This window comes from Curtobacterium sp. MCSS17_007, from assembly GCF_003234175.2.
Classification (GTDB): Bacteria; Actinomycetota; Actinomycetes; order Actinomycetales; family Microbacteriaceae; genus Curtobacterium.
Window position 1 is genome coordinate 2,043,643 of the sequence record NZ_CP126257.1, and the last position, 16,202, is coordinate 2,059,844.

Here is a 16,202-nt window from a genome sequence, read left to right on the forward strand (position 1 = left end):
GCGGATCGCAGCGGTGTCGACGGCGCCGGGGGCGGCGACGGCGGGGTCCGGGTGGTCGTCGTGCGGGCGCAGGCCCGGGCGCTCGTCACTCAAACTTCCCGGTCTCCTTCTGGTTGTTGGCGGCCGGGTCCCAGCGGGTCGCCGGGGCCTGCTCACCGCGGAGCTCCTCGAGCAGCTCGGTGATGCGCTGCATGAGCTGGTCGGTCGCCGCGAGCAGGGTCTTCTGGTCCAGCGCCTTCCCGCGGTACGCCGACAGGTCGACCGGGTCGCCGACGATCACGTCGACGCGCGACGGCGGGAACAGGCGGAGCTTCTTCGAGTACCGCGCCATGATCCGCTGCGTGCCCCAGTGGGCCATCGGGATGAGCGGCACGTCGTTCTCGAGCGCGATGCGCACCGCCCCGGTCTTCCCCCGCATCGGCCACAGGTCGGGGTCGCGCGTGAGCGTGCCCTCGGGGTAGACGATGATGGCCCCGCCCTGCTCGATGACGGACTTCCCGCCGCCGAGCGGGTCGTTCAGCCGCGTGCGACCGGAGCGCTCGACCGGGATCTGCCCCATGCCCGCCATGAGCTTGCCGACCACCGGCACCCGGAAGATCGAGGCCTTGGCGAGGAACCGCGGTGCACGGCGGGACAGCCAGACGGCCGTCCCGACCACGAGCGGGTCGATGTTCGTGAAGTGGTTCGGCGCGAGCACGAAGGCGCCGCCCTCCGGCAGCCGCTTCGGTCCGTGCCAGTGGTACCTGGCGGTGAAGCGGAAGACCGGGATCACCACGGATGCGGTGATGCGGAAGGCCGTGTTCAGCTCGCCGCGCCGCCACCGGCGTCCGGGGTTCGGGAGGCCCGTGGTGACGTCCGTGGCGGCGGCGCGCCGCGTCTCCAGGCCGTCGCCCGCTCCGCTCACCGGGCCGTCACCGCTCGCCGTGCCAGCCACGCGCCTAGCCCGCGAAGTCGAAGTCGGCGCCGAGCTTGCGGAGCTTCGGGATGAAGTGCTCGTAGCCGCGGCTGATGATGCCGACGTTCGTGATGTGCGACTCGCCCTCGGCGGTCAGCGCCGCGATGAGGTGGCTGAAGCCGCCGCGCAGGTCGGGGACGCGGACGTTCGCCGCGTGCAGCGGCGTCGGGCCGGTGATGACGGCGGCCTGCTCGAAGGGACGGCGGGCGACACGGCGGTCGTGGCCGGGGAGCCCCTCCTTGTGCACGACGATGTCGGCACCCATCTCGTTCAGCGCGTCGGTGAAGCCGAAGCGGTTCTCGTACACCGTCTCGTGCACGATGCTCGTGCCCTCGGCCTGCGTCAGGGCGACGACGAGCGGCTGCTGCCAGTCGGTCATGAAGCCGGGGTGCACGTCGGTCTCGACGACGACCGGGCGCAGGACCTCGCGCTCGCGGTAGAAGCGGATGCCGTCCTCCTGGATGTCGAACCCGCCGCCGACCTTGCGGAAGACGTTGAGGAACGTCATGAGGTCCTGCTGGTCGGCGCCCTCGACGAAGATGTCGCCGTTGGTGGCGAGCGCGGCGGAGGCCCAGCTGGCGGCCTCGTTGCGGTCGTTGATCGCGCGGTGCGTGTACCCGCGGAGCGACTCGACGCCCTCGATGAAGATCGTGCGGCTCGGCTCGACCGTGACGATCGCGCCCATCTTCTGCAGGATCGCGATGAGGTCCATGATCTCGGGCTCGATCGCGGCGTTGCGCAGTTCGGTGACGCCCTCGGCCAGGACCGACGAGAGCAGGACCTGCTCCGTCGCACCGACGCTCGGGTACGGCAGCTCGATCTTCGCGCCCTTGAGACCGTCCGGGGCGGTCAGGTGGATGCCGTTGACCTGCTTGTCGACGACCGCGCCCATCGCGCGCAGGGCGTCGAGGTGGAAGTCGATCGGACGGTCACCGATGCGGCAGCCGCCGAGGTCGGGGATGAAGGCCTCGCCGAGCTTGTGCAGCAGCGGACCGCAGAACAGGATCGGGATGCGGCTCGAACCCGCGTGGGCGTCGATCTCGGCGAAGTGCGCCGACTCGACGTTCGAGGGATCGAGGATGAGCTCGCCTCGTGCAGGATCGGTGATGCGCACGCCGTGCACCTCGAGCAGCCCTCGGACCACCTTGACGTCGGAGATGTCCGGGACGTCCTTGAGGATGGACGGGGTGTCACCGAGCAGGGACGCCACCATCGCCTTGGTCGCGAGGTTCTTCGCGCCGCGGACCTCGATGCGCCCCACGAGCGGCTTGCCGCCCCGGATGACGATCTCGTCCGACTTGAGGCCCACGCGGGCCCCTGCGGCAGCTGCGTCCTGTACGAGAGAGTTCACTTACTTCACCGGCAATGTCTTCGGCCGCCATCGGGAGCGGCGGGATTCGAACTCCGTGATCGCGGTCTCGTCACGGAGGGTGAGCCCGATGTCGTCGAGCCCTTCCATCAACCGCCAACGAGTGTAGGCGTCGATCTCGAAGGGCACGTCCACCGCGCCGAGCGACACGCGCTGGGTGACCAGGTCGACCGTCGCCTGCGCCCCCGGCTGCCGCTCGATCTCGGCCCAGAGCCGCTCGACTTCCGATTCGGTCACGATCGCGGTGACCAGGCCCTGCTTGCCCGCGTTGCCCTTGAAGATGTCCGCGAAGCGACTCGAGACGACGACGCGGAAGCCGAAGTCGCGGAGCGCCCAGACGGCGTGCTCGCGGCTCGACCCGGTGCCGAAGTCCGGGCCGGCGACCAGCACCTGCGCGCCCTGGTACGCGGGCTGGTTGAGCACGAAGTCGGGGTCCTGGCGCCACCCGGCGAACAGGGCGTCCTCGAAGCCGGTCTTCGTGACCCGCTTCAGGTAGACCGCGGGGATGATCTGGTCGGTGTCGACGTTCGAGCGTTGCAGCGGCGCGGCGATCCCGGTGACGGTGGTGATCTTGTCCATCAGATGGTCCCCTCGGTGGTCGTGGTCGCGGTCTCGGTGTCGGTCACGGACGCCAGCGCGTCGTCGGTCTCCAGGTCCCACGGGCTCGAGAGCGTCCCGCGGACGGCGGTCGCGGCGGCGACGAGCGGGGACACCAGGTGCGTGCGCCCGCCCTTGCCCTGGCGTCCCTCGAAGTTGCGGTTCGAGGTGCTCGCGCAGCGTTCCCCCGGCGCGAGCTGGTCGGGGTTCATGCCGAGGCACATCGAGCAACCGGCGAACCGCCACTCGGCGCCGAACTCGGTGAAGACCTCGTCGAGCCCCTCGGCCTCGGCCTCGAGCCGCACACGGGCGGACCCCGGGACCACCATGACGCGCACACCGTCGGCCTTCTTGCGGCCCTTGATGATCGACGCGAAGGCCCGGAGGTCCTCGATGCGCGAGTTCGTGCAGGACCCCATGAAGACCGCGTCGACGGCGATGTCCTTCATCGGGGTACCGGCCTGCAGGTCCATGTACTCCAGGGCGCGGGACGCCGCGGCCTGGTCGTTGGGGTCGGCGTAGGTCGACGGGTCGGGGACGGTCTCGGAGAGCGAGACGCCCTGGCCGGGGTTGGTGCCCCAGGTGACGAAGGGCTCGAGTTCGTCGGCGTCGATGAAGACCTCGGCGTCGAACACGGCGTCGTCGTCGGTGGCCAGCGTGTCCCAGTACGCGACGGCGTCGTCCCAGTCCTGGCCCGTCGGGGCGTGGTCGCGGCCCTGGACGTAGTCGTACGTGGTCTGGTCGGGCGCGACCATGCCCGCGCGGGCACCGGCCTCGATCGACATGTTGCAGATCGTCATGCGGCCCTCCATCGAGAGGGACCGGATCGCCGAGCCGCGGTACTCGAGCACGTAGCCCTGCCCGCCGCCGGTGCCGATCTTCGCGATGACGGCCAGGATGATGTCCTTCGCGGTGACGCCGGGGCGCAGCGTGCCCTCGACGGTGATCGCCATCGTCTTGAACGGCTTCAGCGGCAGGGTCTGCGTCGCCAGGACGTGCTCGACCTCACTCGTGCCGATGCCGAACGCCATCGCGCCGAACGCGCCGTGGGTGGAGGTGTGCGAGTCGCCGCACACGACGGTGATGCCGGGCATCGTCAGGCCGAGCTGCGGGCCGACCACGTGCACGATCCCCTGCTCCTTGTCGCCCAGGGAGTGCAGACGGACGCCGAACTCCGCGCAGTTGCGACGCAGGGTCTCGATCTGGGTGCGGCTCGTCGGGTCCGCGATCGGCCGGTCGATCGCGAGGGTCGGGGTGTTGTGGTCCTCGGTCGCGATCGTCAGGTCGAGGCGGCGCACCGGGCGTCCCGCCTGGCGCAGGCCGTCGAACGCCTGGGGGCTGGTGACCTCGTGCACGAGGTGCAGGTCGATGTAGAGGAGGTCCGGGTTCCCGTCCTCGCCCTTGACCACGACGTGGTCGTCCCACACCTTCTCGGCGAGCGTCTTTCCCATCGGCCCGGCCCTTCCTCATCGACGTTGCGGTACCGCTCTCGCGGCTCGGTCCGGCGAGTCTAGCAGGTTGGTATACCAACACCCGTCGAGGCGCACGGGAGGCGCGGAACGGCGCCGCCACGCCCCTCCCGCCGGGCCGTCGTGCGGTCCGTCGGACGCGGCACGGCACCAGCGACACCTGTCGCGGTGGGAAGATGGTGCCGACATGACGACGCCTGCGCACTCGACCCGGACCACCAACCTCGAGGGCGCCGCACGCGCCGCGATCGCCGGCGGTGCACCGCTGGCGCTGCTCATCGCCCTGGGGATGCCGGGGTACGCGGCCTTCGCGATGTTCGCCGGCTTCACGGCCATCTTCGGCGCGACCGAGCCGTACCGGCAGCGCGCCGTCACGACCGGTGTCGCCGGCGCGCTCCAGGCGGCGTGCATGCTCGCGGGCATCGGTGTCGCGCTCCTCGGGCACCCGCTGTGGCTGCAGGCGGTCGGGCTCGTGGTGGTGCTCGTCGTCGCCGTGTGCACGCTCACGGCACTGCAGACGATCCCGGCGCAGCCGATCTTCCCGGTGTTCGCGTTCGTGGTGTCCGCGCTCGTCCCGCTGCGCCCCGCCGACCTCCCGACCGTCCTGGTGATCATCGTCGGCTCGGTTGCGTGGGCGTGGCTCGTGGCGATGTCGGGCGCGCTGCTCCGCCGGGTCCTGCACCCTCGGGCACCACACCGCTTCCGGCCGCTCGCGGCACGCAAGCACCGCACGCTCGCGGTCCTGCGCACGGCCGCGCTCCGCGAGACGGTCGCGCTCAACGTCGTCGGGTCCCTCGTCGCCGGGGCGGTCGCCGTCGCGATCCCGGGCCTCGGACACCCGTACTGGGCGGTGATCGCGGTCGTGGCGACGCTCCCGGCGCTCCGGCAGCGGCACACCCTCCGTCGCGCCTGGCAGCGCGTGATCGGCACCGTCGGCGGGACGGTCGTGGCGGTGGGGATCCTGCTGCTGGAACCGAGCGTCTGGTGGATCGTCGCCATCGCCGTCATCGGGCAGTTCTTCGCGGAGATCTTCGTCGCCCGGCACTACGCCGTGACGCTGCTCTTCCTCACGCCGCTCGCGCTCGCGGTGTCGTGGCTGAGCCTGCCCGAGGCGCCGGAGCTCCTCGCGCTCGACCGCATCGCGCAGACGCTGCTCGGTGCCCTCGTGAGCGTGGCACTCCTGGTGGTCGGACGCTCCGTCGAGCGCCGGCGTGGCCGTCCGCTCGGTGCGACGAGCGCGATCCGCACCGTCTGACGGCCGGCAGGAACCGCGCCGCGCGCATCGAACCAGCTCTCCGACGTGGAACCAGCCATCAGCGCTGGTTCCACGTCGGATCCGTGGTTCGTCTCGGACGAAGGCACCGCGGACAGCACCCCCGGCTCGCGGGACGGGAGGCCCGGGGCGAGATCGCGCCGCGCCTCCCGTCCGACGAGGGCTCGCGTCCGTCGCCGTGCGTGCCCGAGCGCATCGGACCAGCTTTCCGACATCGAACCAGCGTTGTCCGTTGGTTCGATGTCGGATCCGCGGTTCGTCCCGCCAGCACCGGCCGCGTCAGTCGCGCGGGGCGATGTTCCAGGAGTCGATGACGGGGCGGCCGTGCTCGTAGCCGAGCGAGCTCACGGTCGCGGTGCCGAGCTTCAGCACGGCACCGTCCTGTGGCGCGAGTCGGATCCACGCGGCACCGAGCGCACGGAGCACGTGCCCGTGCGCGACGACGATCGCGTCGTCACCCTCGGCGAGCACCGGACGCACGCGGTTCAACACGCGCTCGACGCGGACCCGGACCTCGGCGGCGTTCTCCCCCGGGGTGTCACCGGCGGGCACCCCGTCGGTCCAGAGGTCCCACGGACCGTGCCGCTTGACCTTGATCTGCGGGGTGGTCAGGCCCTCGTAGGCGCCGTAGTCCCACTCGTACAGGTCCTCGTCGAGCTCCGGGTCGACGCCGACGAGCTCGGCGGTGTCCCGTGCGCGCTGCAGCGGGCTCGAGAGCGCGAGCGCGAAGGTGCGGTCCGCGAGGTACCGGCCGGCGCGCTTCGCCTGCTCGATGCCGTTCTCGGTGAGCGGGATGTCGGTGCGGCCGGTGTGCTGACCGCTCTTCGACCACTCCGTCTCTCCGTGGCGGACGAGGACGAGTTCGCCGGGGCGTTCCGAGGTCATGTGTTCCTTCCGGTGTACAGGCCGAGCGCGGCTGCGCCGACCGAGACGACGAGCATCCCGAGGCCGTTCAGGACGGCGAGCCGGGTCTTGCCGGTCCGGAGGAGCTGCACGGTCTCGACGCTCGCCGTCGAGAACGTCGTGTACCCGCCCATCATGCCCGTCCCGAGCACCGCGACCGTCGAGGGACCGAGGGCACCGGTCTCCCCGAGCCCGGTGAGGAACCCGAGCACGAGGGATCCCGTCACGTTGATGACGAGCGTGCCGAGCGGGAACCGCCCGAGCACGGTGCCACCGATCCGGGACCTGACGACGCCGTCGAGCCAGGAGCGCAGGGCAGCGCCGACACCGCCGCCGAGGGAGACCAGCAGGAGTTCGAGCGGGTTCACCCGGCGTCTCCCGTCCGGGAGCCCCGGGTGCGCCGAGCGCCGGCGAGCCACACTCCCACTGCCGCGGCGACGAGGCCGAGCACGACCGAGAGCAGTGCGTACCCCGCGCCGGCACCCCAGCGACCGGCGTCGAGGAGTCGAGCGGTGTCGTCCGCGAGGGTCGAGTAGGTCGTGAAGCCGCCGAGGACCCCGGTGCCGACGAACAGGCGGAGCGCTCGGCGCCGTCCGACGTCCGCGCCAGCGTGCGCGAGCGCCTCGAGCAGGAAGCCCAGGCAGAACGCTCCGACGACGTTGATCACGAGGATCGTCCAGCTGACGCCGTCGGCCGCCGGCAGTGCCGCGGCGAGCACCGCCCGCACGCCGGTGCCGACCGCGCCCCCGAGGGCGACGAGGCCCAGGTACCGCCAGCGCAGGTGCGGTGGTCGGTCGGTGGCGCTGGTCACCCTGCCAGCCTGGCACGACCGGGTCCGCGGCAGCGTGCGCGCCACCCGCGGACCCGGTTCGTGTACGGACCCTCAGCGCCCGATCGGGTTCGCCATCCGCCCGGCCCGGATGAGCGAGTCCGTCTGCGCCGACAGGTCCACCATCTGCAGGGTGTTCCGGAGCTGCAGCCGGTTGAGGCACGAGTGCTCGAAGTCCGGGACCCGGAAGTCGATCCGGCGTGCCCGCCCCGCCGCGGCGCCGTCCACGCACGACCCGACGAGCCGCCAGAACACGGTGGCCGGCAGCACGCCGTCCTCGTCGAGGATCGCGGCGAGGTACCGGAGGACACCGTCGAACACGTCGGTGAAGACCCCGAGCGCCGCTTCGTCGTCGTCCACCGGGTGCACGATGCGCTCGATCCCGGCGGGGACCGCGACGTCCCCGACGACCACGACCTCCTCCCCGATGTCCTTCATGAACACCCGCGACACCACCCCGTCGCGCAGGACGAGCACGAGGTTCTCCCCGTGCGGCATGAACAGCAGCTGGTGCTCGGTCAGGCAGTGCACGACGGGTCGGAGGTAGGCGTCGAGGTACCGACGGACCCACTCGGCCGCGTCGAGCCCCGACCGGGCCACCAGCGCGGCGGCGACGGAGCGCCCCCGGGCGTCCCGGTGGAGCAGGGCCGCCATGGTGATCGGCCGCTCCCCCGCCCGCAGGCGCGGCACCGGGCTCTCCCGCCACAGCGCGGCGAGCATCTTCCGCTGCGGCGAGGGCACGTCGACGCGGTGGTACGCGTCCCCGGTGTAGCCGATCGCCGCGTGTTCCCGGAGCACGCCGAACCCGGCGTCGGCGAGCACCGGGTCGGCGTCGACCAGACCGGCGACCCAGTCGTTCACGGCCGGTGCGGTCCGCATGTACGCCGGCGATATGCCCCGGAGGAACCCCATGTTCTGCACGGCGAGCGCCGTCTTCACGTACGACCGCTCCGGGCGGGAACGGTTGAACGCCGTCCGGATCGACTGCTGGGGCTGGTGGTCGTCTGCGCCCTCGCCCAGGTCGACGAGGTCCTGCCGGCCGAGGTCCGGCGCGAAGGTCACGGCGATGCGGTGCTGCCACTGCCAGGGGTGCACCGGGAACCAGGCGTACTCAGCGGGGTCGAGCCCCCGGCGACCGAGGGTGTCGCGGAACCGGTCCACGGTCGACGCGTCGAGCTCGGCGTCCCAGTGCTGCCGCTCGGTGCGGTCGGCGGCGAGCGCGAGGTGCGTGTGCTCGCGCCGGGCGGCGAGCCACCGGTAGCGGAAGCGCCCGCCCGACTCCGGCGCGTAGGCGCGGTACTCGTCGAGTCCGAACCCGATCCGCCCGTTCGCCGCGACGAACGCGGGGTGCCCCTCGGTCATCGCGGCCTCGGCGTCCTGGAACCCCGCGACCACGTCGCCGTCCGCGCGGCCACGTGCGAGCTGCACGGCGGAGGGTCCGCCGCGGCGGTGCTTCGCCGCGGCACTCGCGAGGGTGGACGCGATCTCCTCGAGGTAGGTGCCGAGCAGCTCGTCCGGGATGCCGAGCGCCTCCTGCAGCGCGAGCACGAGGTCCTGCGCGTCGAGCGGCGCCGACGAGCCCCGACGGGTACGGGTCAGCGAGGCCTCGTCGAGCACCCAGTGCTCGAGCGCGTGCACCCGACCGCGGAAGCGGTAGGTCGAGTCCCCCGCGTCGAGCGCCCACCCGTCGCCGTCGGGACGCGGAGCGACCAGCCGCTCGTGCGTGAACTCGGCGATCGCCTTCGCCACGAGGTGCCGTTGTGCCGGCTCCAGGTGCTCGGGCCGGAGGTGCGCCGCGGGCCCGTCGTCGTCGAGCCGCCCGATCCGCTCGGTGTCGAGCACCGACAGGAGCGCACGCTTGCCGTCCACGTCGACCACCCGCAGCGCCCGGAACCCGACCTCCGCGTTCTTCCGCTGCACGGCCGTGTTCCGCTCGTCCGGCTCGACGACGACCCGCCGTGCGCCGAGCACGTCGCGGCAGTGCTCCACGACGGCCCGCATCACCGCCGTCGTGAGCCCGTGCACGCGGCCACCCGCCGATCCGGCCGAGGGTGGCGGTGCGATCAGCAGGTGCATCCCGACGTCGCCGGGTTCGGCGTCCCACACGTCGGTGAGCAGCACGGAAGCCGGGTCGTACGTCTCCGCGTAGGCGATCGGCTCGCCGTGCCGCCGGAGCAACCAGCCCGCCTGCGCGGGGTCTGCCTGCACCGCACGCAGGTACGCGCGCACCGCGTCGACGTCGTGGTCCGCCATCCCCCACCACGAGGACGCCGGGGCCGCGAGCCACGCCTGCACGAGCGCGGCGTCGCGGTCCGGGTCGACCGGGTGCACGGACGGGAGGCCCGTGGTCGCGCCCGTCGGAGCGGCGACCGTGACCGCGGCGCTCACGCGGACACCTCCGCAGGAGCGTCGAGCAGGTCCTCGGTGTCCGTGGCGGCGCTCGCCGCGTGCGGCGGGTCGGCGCTCGCCGCCGGCTCGGGAGCCGGCCGTCCACCGGGCAGGCCGAACTCCTGGAAGGCGATCCGTTCCTCCAGGCCGTAGACCGTGCGTCCCGTGACGGAGCGGATGATCGACGCGTTCCGCCAGGCGCCCATCCCGAGGTCCGGTGCGGTGAGGCCGTGCGTGTGCTCCTCGGCGTTCTGCACCCAGATGCGGCCGCCCAGCGTGTCGACGTGCAGGTCTCGGGCGACCGCGAGCCGGCCGAGGTCGTCGCGGGCGACCAGGTGCGCGACGGGGTCGAGGAAGTCGGGGGTGCGCGGACGGTAGCCGGTGGCGAGGACGAGGCGGGCGACCTCGTGCGTCGCCTCGGTGCCGAGTTGACCGTGCCGGAGCGTCAGGCGGAACCGGTCGCGGTCGGGCAGCCACGCGGCGGCGACGACGCTCGTGTCGGTGCGGAGCGTCGTCGGCACCGGGCCTCGCGCGCTGATCCGGTAGAGCGCGTCGTAGACCTCGTCGACCAGGTCGGCACTGATCCCCTTGTAGAGCCCGCGCTGCTCACGGCCGAGGCGGTCCCGGACCGGCCTCGGCAGCGCGTGGAAGTGGTCGGTGTACTCGGGACTCGTCATCTCGAGCGTGAGCTTCGTGTCCTCCATCGGGAAGAACCGGGGCGAGCGGGTGATCCAGTCGAGTCGGTACCCGCCGTCGCGGATGCCCTCGAGCAGGTCGCGGTACACCTCGGCGGCGGACTGCCCGCTGCCGACGACGGCGATCGAGTCGGCGCGGCGGAGGTCCCTGCGTGCGGGCAGGTAGCCCGCGGAGTGCACCACGGGGCCGTCGAGACCGCGCAGCGCATCCGGCACGGCGGGCTCGGTGCCGATGCCGAGCACGACGTGGCGCGCGCGGTACCGCTCCGGACCGTGCGGCGTCTCGGCGTGCACGGTGAACAGGTCGGTGTCCTCGTCGTGTTCGACCGCGACGACGCGACGACCCCACCGGAGGGTGCGCAGGCGGTCGGCCGCCCACCGGCAGTAGGCGTCGTACTCCACGCGCAGCGGGTGGAAGTCCTCGCGGATGTAGAAGGGGTAGAGCCGTCCGGTCGCCTTGAGCCAGGCGAGGAACGAGAACGGCGAGGTCGGGTCGGCCATCGTCACGAGGTCGGCGAGGAACGGCACCTGGATGGTGGCGTCGTCGAGCATCATGCCGTGGTGCCACGCGAAGCCGTCGGCCTGGTCGAGGAAGACCGCGTCGAGGTCGTCGAGCGGTTCGGTGAGGCAGGCGAGCCCGAGGTTGAACGGGCCGATGCCGATGCCGACGATGTCGTGCACGGTGCCGGTGCTGGTGCTGGTGGTCATCGGGTCGCTCCCGTCGTCTCGGTGGCTCGGGCATGCTCGGCGTGCAGTCGCTCGGCGGTGGCGACGACGTGGTCGAGGGCCGCGAGGACCTGGTCGGCGTCCGTCTCGGGGTTGAGCAGCGTGAGCTTGTTGCAGGGGCGTCCGTCGATGACGGTCTTGGCGACGAGCACCCGACCCTCGGCGAGGAGGGCCGCACGGACCGGGGCGACGAGCGCGTCGGCATCGGCGTCCGGTACCCCGTCGGGCTGCCAGCGGAAGAGCACCGTGCTGAGCTGCGTCGGTGCGACGAGTACGAGGTCCGGGTGCGCAGCGACGTGGTCGTGCACGCGCTCGGTGACGTCGAGCACGGTGTCGAACGCTCGCCCGATCGCCTCGGCGCCGCTCGCGCGGAGCGTCGTCCAGAGCTTCAGCGCGTCGAACCTCCGGGTGGTCTGCAGCGACTTGTCGACCTGGTTCGGCTCCTCGGCGTCCTCGGGGTTGAGGTAGTCCGCGTGCCACGCGGCGAGCCGGAGGTCCGCGGGGTCGCGGACCAGGAGCGCGCTCGACGACACCGGCTGGAAGAACGACTTGTGGAAGTCCGTCGTCACGGTGCGCGCGCGCTCGATCCCGTCGAGCAGGTGCCGGCGCGAGGGCGACACCAGGAGACCGCAGCCGTAGGCGGCGTCGACGTGCAGCCAGACGTCCTCGAGGTCGCACACGTCGGCGATCGGCTCGAGCGGGTCGATGCAGCCCCGATCGGTCGTGCCGGCGGTCGCGACGACGGCCATCGGTGTCCGTCCCTCGTGCCGGGCGGCGGCGACCGCGTGCGCGAGGGCATCCGGACGCATGCGACCGGCGGCGTCCGCGGCGACCTCGACGACCGCACGCTCCGGCAGTCCCAGGAGCATGGCGGACTTCCGGACGCTGAAGTGGCTCGAGGCCGTGGCGAACACGACCAGGTCGTCGAGCGCGGGTGCGGGCCGGTCCGAGGCCGCGACGCTCCGGCCGTCGCCGGCTGCTCGGCCCGCGGTGGTCGCTCGGCCCGCGGTGGTCGAGGTCGCTGCCTGTCGGGCCAGCAGGAGCGCGTGGAGGTTCGACTGCGTCCCGCCGGAGGTGAAGATCCCGTCCCCCGCGGTGAAGCCCACGGTGCCCGAGGCCCAGCGGACGACCCGACGTTCGATCTCGGTGCCGATCCGCGACTGGTCCCAGGTGTCGACCGAGGGGTTCACGGCCGCGAGGACGGCCTCGGCCGCGACCGCGGGGACGGCGACCGGGCAGTTGAGGTGGGCGAGGTAGCCGGGGTCGTGGAACCACACGGCCTCGGCGGTGAAGAGTCCGTCGACCTCGGCGACGGCGGCATCGGCGGAACCGAGCGGACGGTCCAGGTCGATCGCGGCCACCCGGTCGCGCAGGACCTGCGCAGGGGTGTCGGTGGTCGGCGCGGCGACCGCGGCGAGCCGATCGGCAGTCCGGTCGACGGCGCCACGGACGACGCTGCGGTACCGGTGCGCTCGTGCGGACGTGAGGATCTCGAGCAGTGGTGTGTCGCTGTTCACGTTAGGTAAGGCTAACCTCACAACTGGTCGGATCCCAACCACGAACGGGGGAAGACCGCTCGTTCCACCTCCGGGGTCCCCTCCGCCCCGGTACGCTCGCCGGGTGGACAGGGCGACGTCGGACGGGACCGTCACCGTCGCGGTGATCGGGGCCGGACAGGCGGGCCTGTCGGCCGCGCACCACCTACGCCGACGCGGGTTCCGCGCGGTGACCCGACCCGGGCAGCACGGCGACCGCACCGTCGTCGTGCTCGACGCGAACCCCCGGCCAGGAGGCGCGTGGCAGCACCGGTGGGACTCGCTGCGGATGGCCACGGTCAACGGCATCCACGACCTGCCCGGCATGCCCCTGCCCCCGGTCGACCCCCGGGAGTCGGCCCACACCGCGGTTCCGCGGTACTTCGCCGCGTACGAGGCACACGAGGACCTCCCCGTGCTGCGCCCCGTGCACGTCGACGCGGTCGAGCCGCTCGACGATCGACCCGACGGCCCGCTCACCGTCACCACCGACCACGGTTCGTGGCGCGTCCGGGCGGTCGTGAACGCCACCGGCACGTGGAACACCCCGGTCGTGCCGGACGTGCCCGGCGCCGGCACCTTCCTCGGCGAGCAGCTGCACAGCAGCGAGTACGTCGACGCCGAGCACTTCCGCGGACGCCGGGTCGCCGTCGTCGGTGGCGGGATCTCGGCGGTGCAGCTCCTCGGGGAGATCAGCCTCGTCACCTCCACGGTCTGGTACACCCGCCGGGAGCCCGCCTTCCTGCCCGGCGACTTCGTCCACGAGGTGCACGGTGTGGACGTCGAGCGACGCGTCGCCGCCGACGTCCGGGCCGGGCGGCCGCCGGCGAGCATCGTCTCCTACACGGGCCTCATCTGGACCGAGGCGGCGCGCGACGCCGCTCGACGGGGCGCACTCGACCGGCGCCCGATGTTCACGCGCATGCGCCCGCACGGGGTGGTGGAGGCGGACGGATCGGACACGACCGTCGACGTCGTGCTGTGGGCGACCGGGTACCGCGCGGACCTCGACCACCTCGGCCCGATGCACCTCCGGGGGCCGTTCGGTGGTGTCCCCGTGGTCGGCACGCAGGTGGCCGACGAGCCGCGCGTGCACCTGATCGGCTACGGTCCGTCGCAGTCGACGGTCGGTGCGAACCGTGCCGGTCGGGCCGCCGCTCGCGACCTCGATCGCTGGTTCGACGAGCACGCCTGACCCGACGACCGACGACCGACGCCGAGCGCCCTGCAGGAACGACAGAACCCCTCCGGGCCGGAGCTCGGAGGGGTTCTGCGGTGTGGTGACCCCAGCGGGATTCGAACCCGCGTTACCGCCGTGAGAGGGCGACGTACTAGGCCGCTATACGATGGGGCCGCACGTCCCGCTCGGGAGCGGGACACACTCGTTGTCGGACTCGGAGGCTAGGCACCTGTGGTGACCCCAGCGGGATTCGAACCCGCGTTACCGCCGTGAGAGGGCGACGTACTAGGCCGCTATACGATGGGGCCGTTCCGACAACCCGATAAGTATGACACAGCGCCCGCGCACTGCCAAAACGGGGCGTGTCGCCCGGGTGTGCCGCGGTGCAGCGAGCCTGCGTACGGTGGGCGCATGACCGGGGACCAGGAGGCCGTCGCACACGCCTGGCGGGTCGACGAGGGGCGTCCGGCGACGGTCCGCATCGGGCTGTCCGGGTGGCAGTACGACGGCTGGCGCGGCGACTTCTACCCCGAGCGCCTCGCGAAGCGCCGGTGGCTCGAGCACGTCGCGAGCCGGTTCCCCACCGTCGAGCTGAACGGATCGTTCTACTCCCTGCAACGACCGGAGCGCTACCGGGCATGGCGAGCTGCGACCGCCGGGCAACCGTTCCGGTTCGCGGTCAAGGGAGGCCGCTACATCACGCACATGCTGCGCCTGCGGAACGTCGACACCGCCCTCGCGAACTTCTTCGCCTCCGGCCCGCTCGAACTCGGCGACGTGCTCGGTCCCGTCCTGTGGCAACTGCCGGAGACACTGCTCCCCGCACCCGAGGTGCTCGACACCTTCCTCGCGCGGCTCCCCCGCACCCACGGCGCCGCCGCCGACCTCGCCCGGTACCACGACGACAAGGTCGCCGATCCGCCGGCGCTCGCGGGCGACGGCGCGGACGCGATCGAGCACGTCCTCGAGGTCCGCTCCGCCGGCCTCACGTCCGAACACCTCGACGTGCTCCGTCGGCACCGGACGGCGTTGGTCGACTCGCACGCGGGCGACTTCCCGCGCCTCGTGCACGACACGGGTGCCCGGATCGCGTACCTCCGCCTGCACGGCGCACCCCGGACCTACCACGACGGGTACGCACCGCAGGCGCTCGGCCGGTGGGCGACGACGGTCGTCGAGCACCTGGTCGCCGGCCGTGACACGTACGTGTACTTCGACAACGACGCCGAGCGGCATGCGCCGTGGGACGCCCTCGCGCTCGACCGGCTCGTCGGTGCCCGCCTCGAGCAGCGGCGCCCCGGGCAGGGCCGCTCCGACCACCCGACAGCCGCCGCCGCGGGGTCGACCCCCGGGGGCGCTCCCGCCCGCTGACGGGCCGGTGGGACGGTGCCGGTCCGGAGGCGCTGGGCGAGCCCGACGGGCCGCCCGCCACCGTCAGACGGTCAGCTGGTCGCCGGGGGCGAGGACCACCAGCTCCCCGGAGGCGGCGACCGCCTCACGGAGGCGACCGGCGTGCATGTCGCGGCCGACCTCGGAGAGGGTCGCCTCGTGGATCGGGAACGCCCGTCGCGGCGCGATCGCCGCGACGTAGTCCATCGCGTCGCCGATCTGCAGCCACGGCGCACCGAGGGGTGCGGCGAGGACCTCGACGCGGACGCCCGGCACCGTGTACGAGTCACCCGGGTGGAAGAGCACGCCGTTCACGAGCACACCGGTGTTGTCCACGACCGGGACGGTCTCGTGGATGCGGTTGTGCCGCGTCCCGTGGAAGTCGAGCACGAAGGGGCCGATGCTGCGGTGGTCGCCGTCCGCGACGACGTCCACCGTGACACCCGCGTCGCCGAGCGCGCGGGCGACCCCGGGCGGACCGAGCACGACGGCTCCGGGGTTCCGCTCGAGGATGCCGTGGACCTGCTCCGCGGAGGCGTGGTCGGGGTGCTCGTGCGTGATCACGACGGCGACGACGTCGGTGCTGTCGACGGGACGCGTGAAGCCTCCCGGGTCGACCACCAGACGGGATCCGCCCTCGGCGACGACGAGGCAGGCGTGTTCGAGCTTGGTGACCTCCATGCCGGCGACCCTACGCCCCGGGCATCCGCAGGAGCGACGGGACGCCCGCCGGATCCGACGCCGGCGCCCTGCTCGGGCGTGTCCGCCCCGCTGCGACCCTCGGCCGACGGGTGCGGGCGGCCCGCAGCAGCGGCAGACCGAGGTGCGGCGTCGCACCGGTCGGGCGTGTCGCCGGTGGCCCGGACTCGCGCCGACAACGCGAAAGGCCCCCGG

Annotated in this window: 14 protein-coding genes and 2 tRNA genes; 3 read left to right on the top strand and 13 right to left on the bottom strand. The window is 72.7% G+C overall.

All coding sequences use genetic code 11. The annotated features are described in order from the left end of the window. Positions 1–85: 85 nt before the first annotated feature. The 4 genes from DEJ22_RS09690 to leuC are packed head-to-tail and all read right to left on the bottom strand — an operon-like array spanning position 86 to position 4,372. Positions 86–934 (bottom strand): lysophospholipid acyltransferase family protein, encoded by an 849-nt coding sequence (locus DEJ22_RS09690; protein ID WP_258379547.1) that lies wholly within the window; start codon positions 932–934, stop codon positions 86–88. Between the two features lie 4 nt (positions 935–938). Beyond that, positions 939–2,306 (bottom strand): UDP-N-acetylglucosamine 1-carboxyvinyltransferase, encoded by a 1,368-nt coding sequence (gene murA / locus DEJ22_RS09695; protein ID WP_111226341.1) that lies wholly within the window; start codon positions 2,304–2,306, stop codon positions 939–941. Then, complete coding sequence (leuD, locus tag DEJ22_RS09700; protein WP_111226342.1) at positions 2,307–2,903, bottom strand: 3-isopropylmalate dehydratase small subunit; 597 nt, start codon at positions 2,901–2,903, stop codon at positions 2,307–2,309. Further along, complete coding sequence (leuC, locus tag DEJ22_RS09705; RefSeq protein ID WP_111226343.1) at positions 2,903–4,372, bottom strand: 3-isopropylmalate dehydratase large subunit; 1,470 nt, start codon at positions 4,370–4,372, stop codon at positions 2,903–2,905. The genes leuD and leuC overlap by 1 nt, the downstream gene beginning before the upstream one ends. A 205-nt stretch (positions 4,373–4,577) precedes the next feature. On the opposite strand from leuC, the gene DEJ22_RS09710 reads away from it, so the two are divergent. Next, positions 4,578–5,645 (top strand): FUSC family protein, encoded by a 1,068-nt coding sequence (locus DEJ22_RS09710; protein ID WP_111226344.1) that lies wholly within the window; start codon positions 4,578–4,580, stop codon positions 5,643–5,645. A 297-nt stretch (positions 5,646–5,942) separates the two neighbouring features. Here DEJ22_RS09710 and DEJ22_RS09715 read toward each other — a convergent pair whose 3' ends face one another. The 6 genes from DEJ22_RS09715 to DEJ22_RS09740 all read right to left on the bottom strand — a co-directional run bounded on the left by DEJ22_RS09715 (position 5,943) and on the right by DEJ22_RS09740 (position 12,721). After that, the gene (locus DEJ22_RS09715; RefSeq protein WP_111226345.1) at positions 5,943–6,548 is read right to left on the bottom strand and encodes a histidine phosphatase family protein; all 606 of its coding nucleotides are present in this window, start codon (positions 6,546–6,548) and stop codon (positions 5,943–5,945) included. Then, positions 6,545–6,934: a fluoride efflux transporter FluC gene (locus DEJ22_RS09720; protein ID WP_111226346.1), complete on the bottom strand. Its 390-nt coding sequence runs from the start codon at positions 6,932–6,934 to the stop codon at positions 6,545–6,547. Before DEJ22_RS09720 ends, DEJ22_RS09715 begins: the two co-directional genes overlap by 4 nt. Next, on the bottom strand, positions 6,931–7,377 hold the full coding sequence (locus DEJ22_RS09725) for a fluoride efflux transporter FluC (RefSeq protein WP_111226347.1): 447 nt from the start codon (positions 7,375–7,377) through the stop codon (positions 6,931–6,933). The genes DEJ22_RS09720 and DEJ22_RS09725 overlap by 4 nt, the downstream gene beginning before the upstream one ends. A gap of 72 nt (positions 7,378–7,449) precedes the next feature. After that, complete coding sequence (locus DEJ22_RS09730) at positions 7,450–9,783, bottom strand: GNAT family N-acetyltransferase (protein ID WP_111226348.1); 2,334 nt, start codon at positions 9,781–9,783, stop codon at positions 7,450–7,452. Next, positions 9,780–11,186, bottom strand: coding sequence for a lysine N(6)-hydroxylase/L-ornithine N(5)-oxygenase family protein (locus DEJ22_RS09735; protein ID WP_111226349.1), 1,407 nt, complete (start codon positions 11,184–11,186; stop codon positions 9,780–9,782). Before DEJ22_RS09735 ends, DEJ22_RS09730 begins: the two co-directional genes overlap by 4 nt. Further along, positions 11,183–12,721 (bottom strand): pyridoxal phosphate-dependent decarboxylase family protein, encoded by a 1,539-nt coding sequence (locus DEJ22_RS09740; RefSeq protein WP_258379548.1) that lies wholly within the window; start codon positions 12,719–12,721, stop codon positions 11,183–11,185. The genes DEJ22_RS09735 and DEJ22_RS09740 overlap by 4 nt, the downstream gene beginning before the upstream one ends. A gap of 103 nt (positions 12,722–12,824) precedes the next feature. On the opposite strand from DEJ22_RS09740, the gene DEJ22_RS09745 reads away from it, so the two are divergent. Beyond that, a complete protein-coding gene (locus tag DEJ22_RS09745) occupies positions 12,825–13,934 on the top strand; it encodes an NAD(P)-binding domain-containing protein (protein WP_111226350.1) in 1,110 nt (369 codons plus the stop codon). 83 nt (positions 13,935–14,017) lie between these two features. Here the strand turns inward: DEJ22_RS09745 and DEJ22_RS09750 are convergent. Both DEJ22_RS09750 and DEJ22_RS09755 read right to left on the bottom strand, forming a co-directional pair. Further along, positions 14,018–14,093 (bottom strand) — tRNA-Glu (locus DEJ22_RS09750). 58 nt (positions 14,094–14,151) lie between these two features. After that, positions 14,152–14,227 (bottom strand) — tRNA-Glu (locus DEJ22_RS09755). A gap of 103 nt (positions 14,228–14,330) precedes the next feature. Between DEJ22_RS09755 and DEJ22_RS09760 the strand changes: the two genes are divergently transcribed. Beyond that, positions 14,331–15,290: a DUF72 domain-containing protein gene (locus tag DEJ22_RS09760; RefSeq protein WP_111226351.1), complete on the top strand. Its 960-nt coding sequence runs from the start codon at positions 14,331–14,333 to the stop codon at positions 15,288–15,290. Between the two features lie 63 nt (positions 15,291–15,353). Here DEJ22_RS09760 and DEJ22_RS09765 read toward each other — a convergent pair whose 3' ends face one another. Then, positions 15,354–15,989 (bottom strand): MBL fold metallo-hydrolase, encoded by a 636-nt coding sequence (locus DEJ22_RS09765; protein WP_111226352.1) that lies wholly within the window; start codon positions 15,987–15,989, stop codon positions 15,354–15,356. Between the last annotated feature and the right edge of the window lie 213 nt (positions 15,990–16,202).

What these genes read in the sequence shown, in the direction of transcription:
- leuD (WP_111226342.1), bottom strand. Translation starts at nt 2,903, where the DNA reads ATGGACAAGATCACCACCGTCACCGGGATCGCCGCGCCGCTGCAACGC.
- leuC (WP_111226343.1), bottom strand. Translation starts at nt 4,372, where the DNA reads ATGGGAAAGACGCTCGCCGAGAAGGTGTGGGACGACCACGTCGTGGTC.
- DEJ22_RS09710 (WP_111226344.1), top strand. Translation starts at nt 4,578, where the DNA reads ATGACGACGCCTGCGCACTCGACCCGGACCACCAACCTCGAGGGCGCC.
- DEJ22_RS09715 (WP_111226345.1), bottom strand. Translation starts at nt 6,548, where the DNA reads ATGACCTCGGAACGCCCCGGCGAACTCGTCCTCGTCCGCCACGGAGAG.
- DEJ22_RS09735 (WP_111226349.1), bottom strand. Translation starts at nt 11,186, where the DNA reads ATGACCACCAGCACCAGCACCGGCACCGTGCACGACATCGTCGGCATC.
- DEJ22_RS09760 (WP_111226351.1), top strand. Translation starts at nt 14,331, where the DNA reads ATGACCGGGGACCAGGAGGCCGTCGCACACGCCTGGCGGGTCGACGAG.
- DEJ22_RS09765 (WP_111226352.1), bottom strand. Translation starts at nt 15,989, where the DNA reads ATGGAGGTCACCAAGCTCGAACACGCCTGCCTCGTCGTCGCCGAGGGC.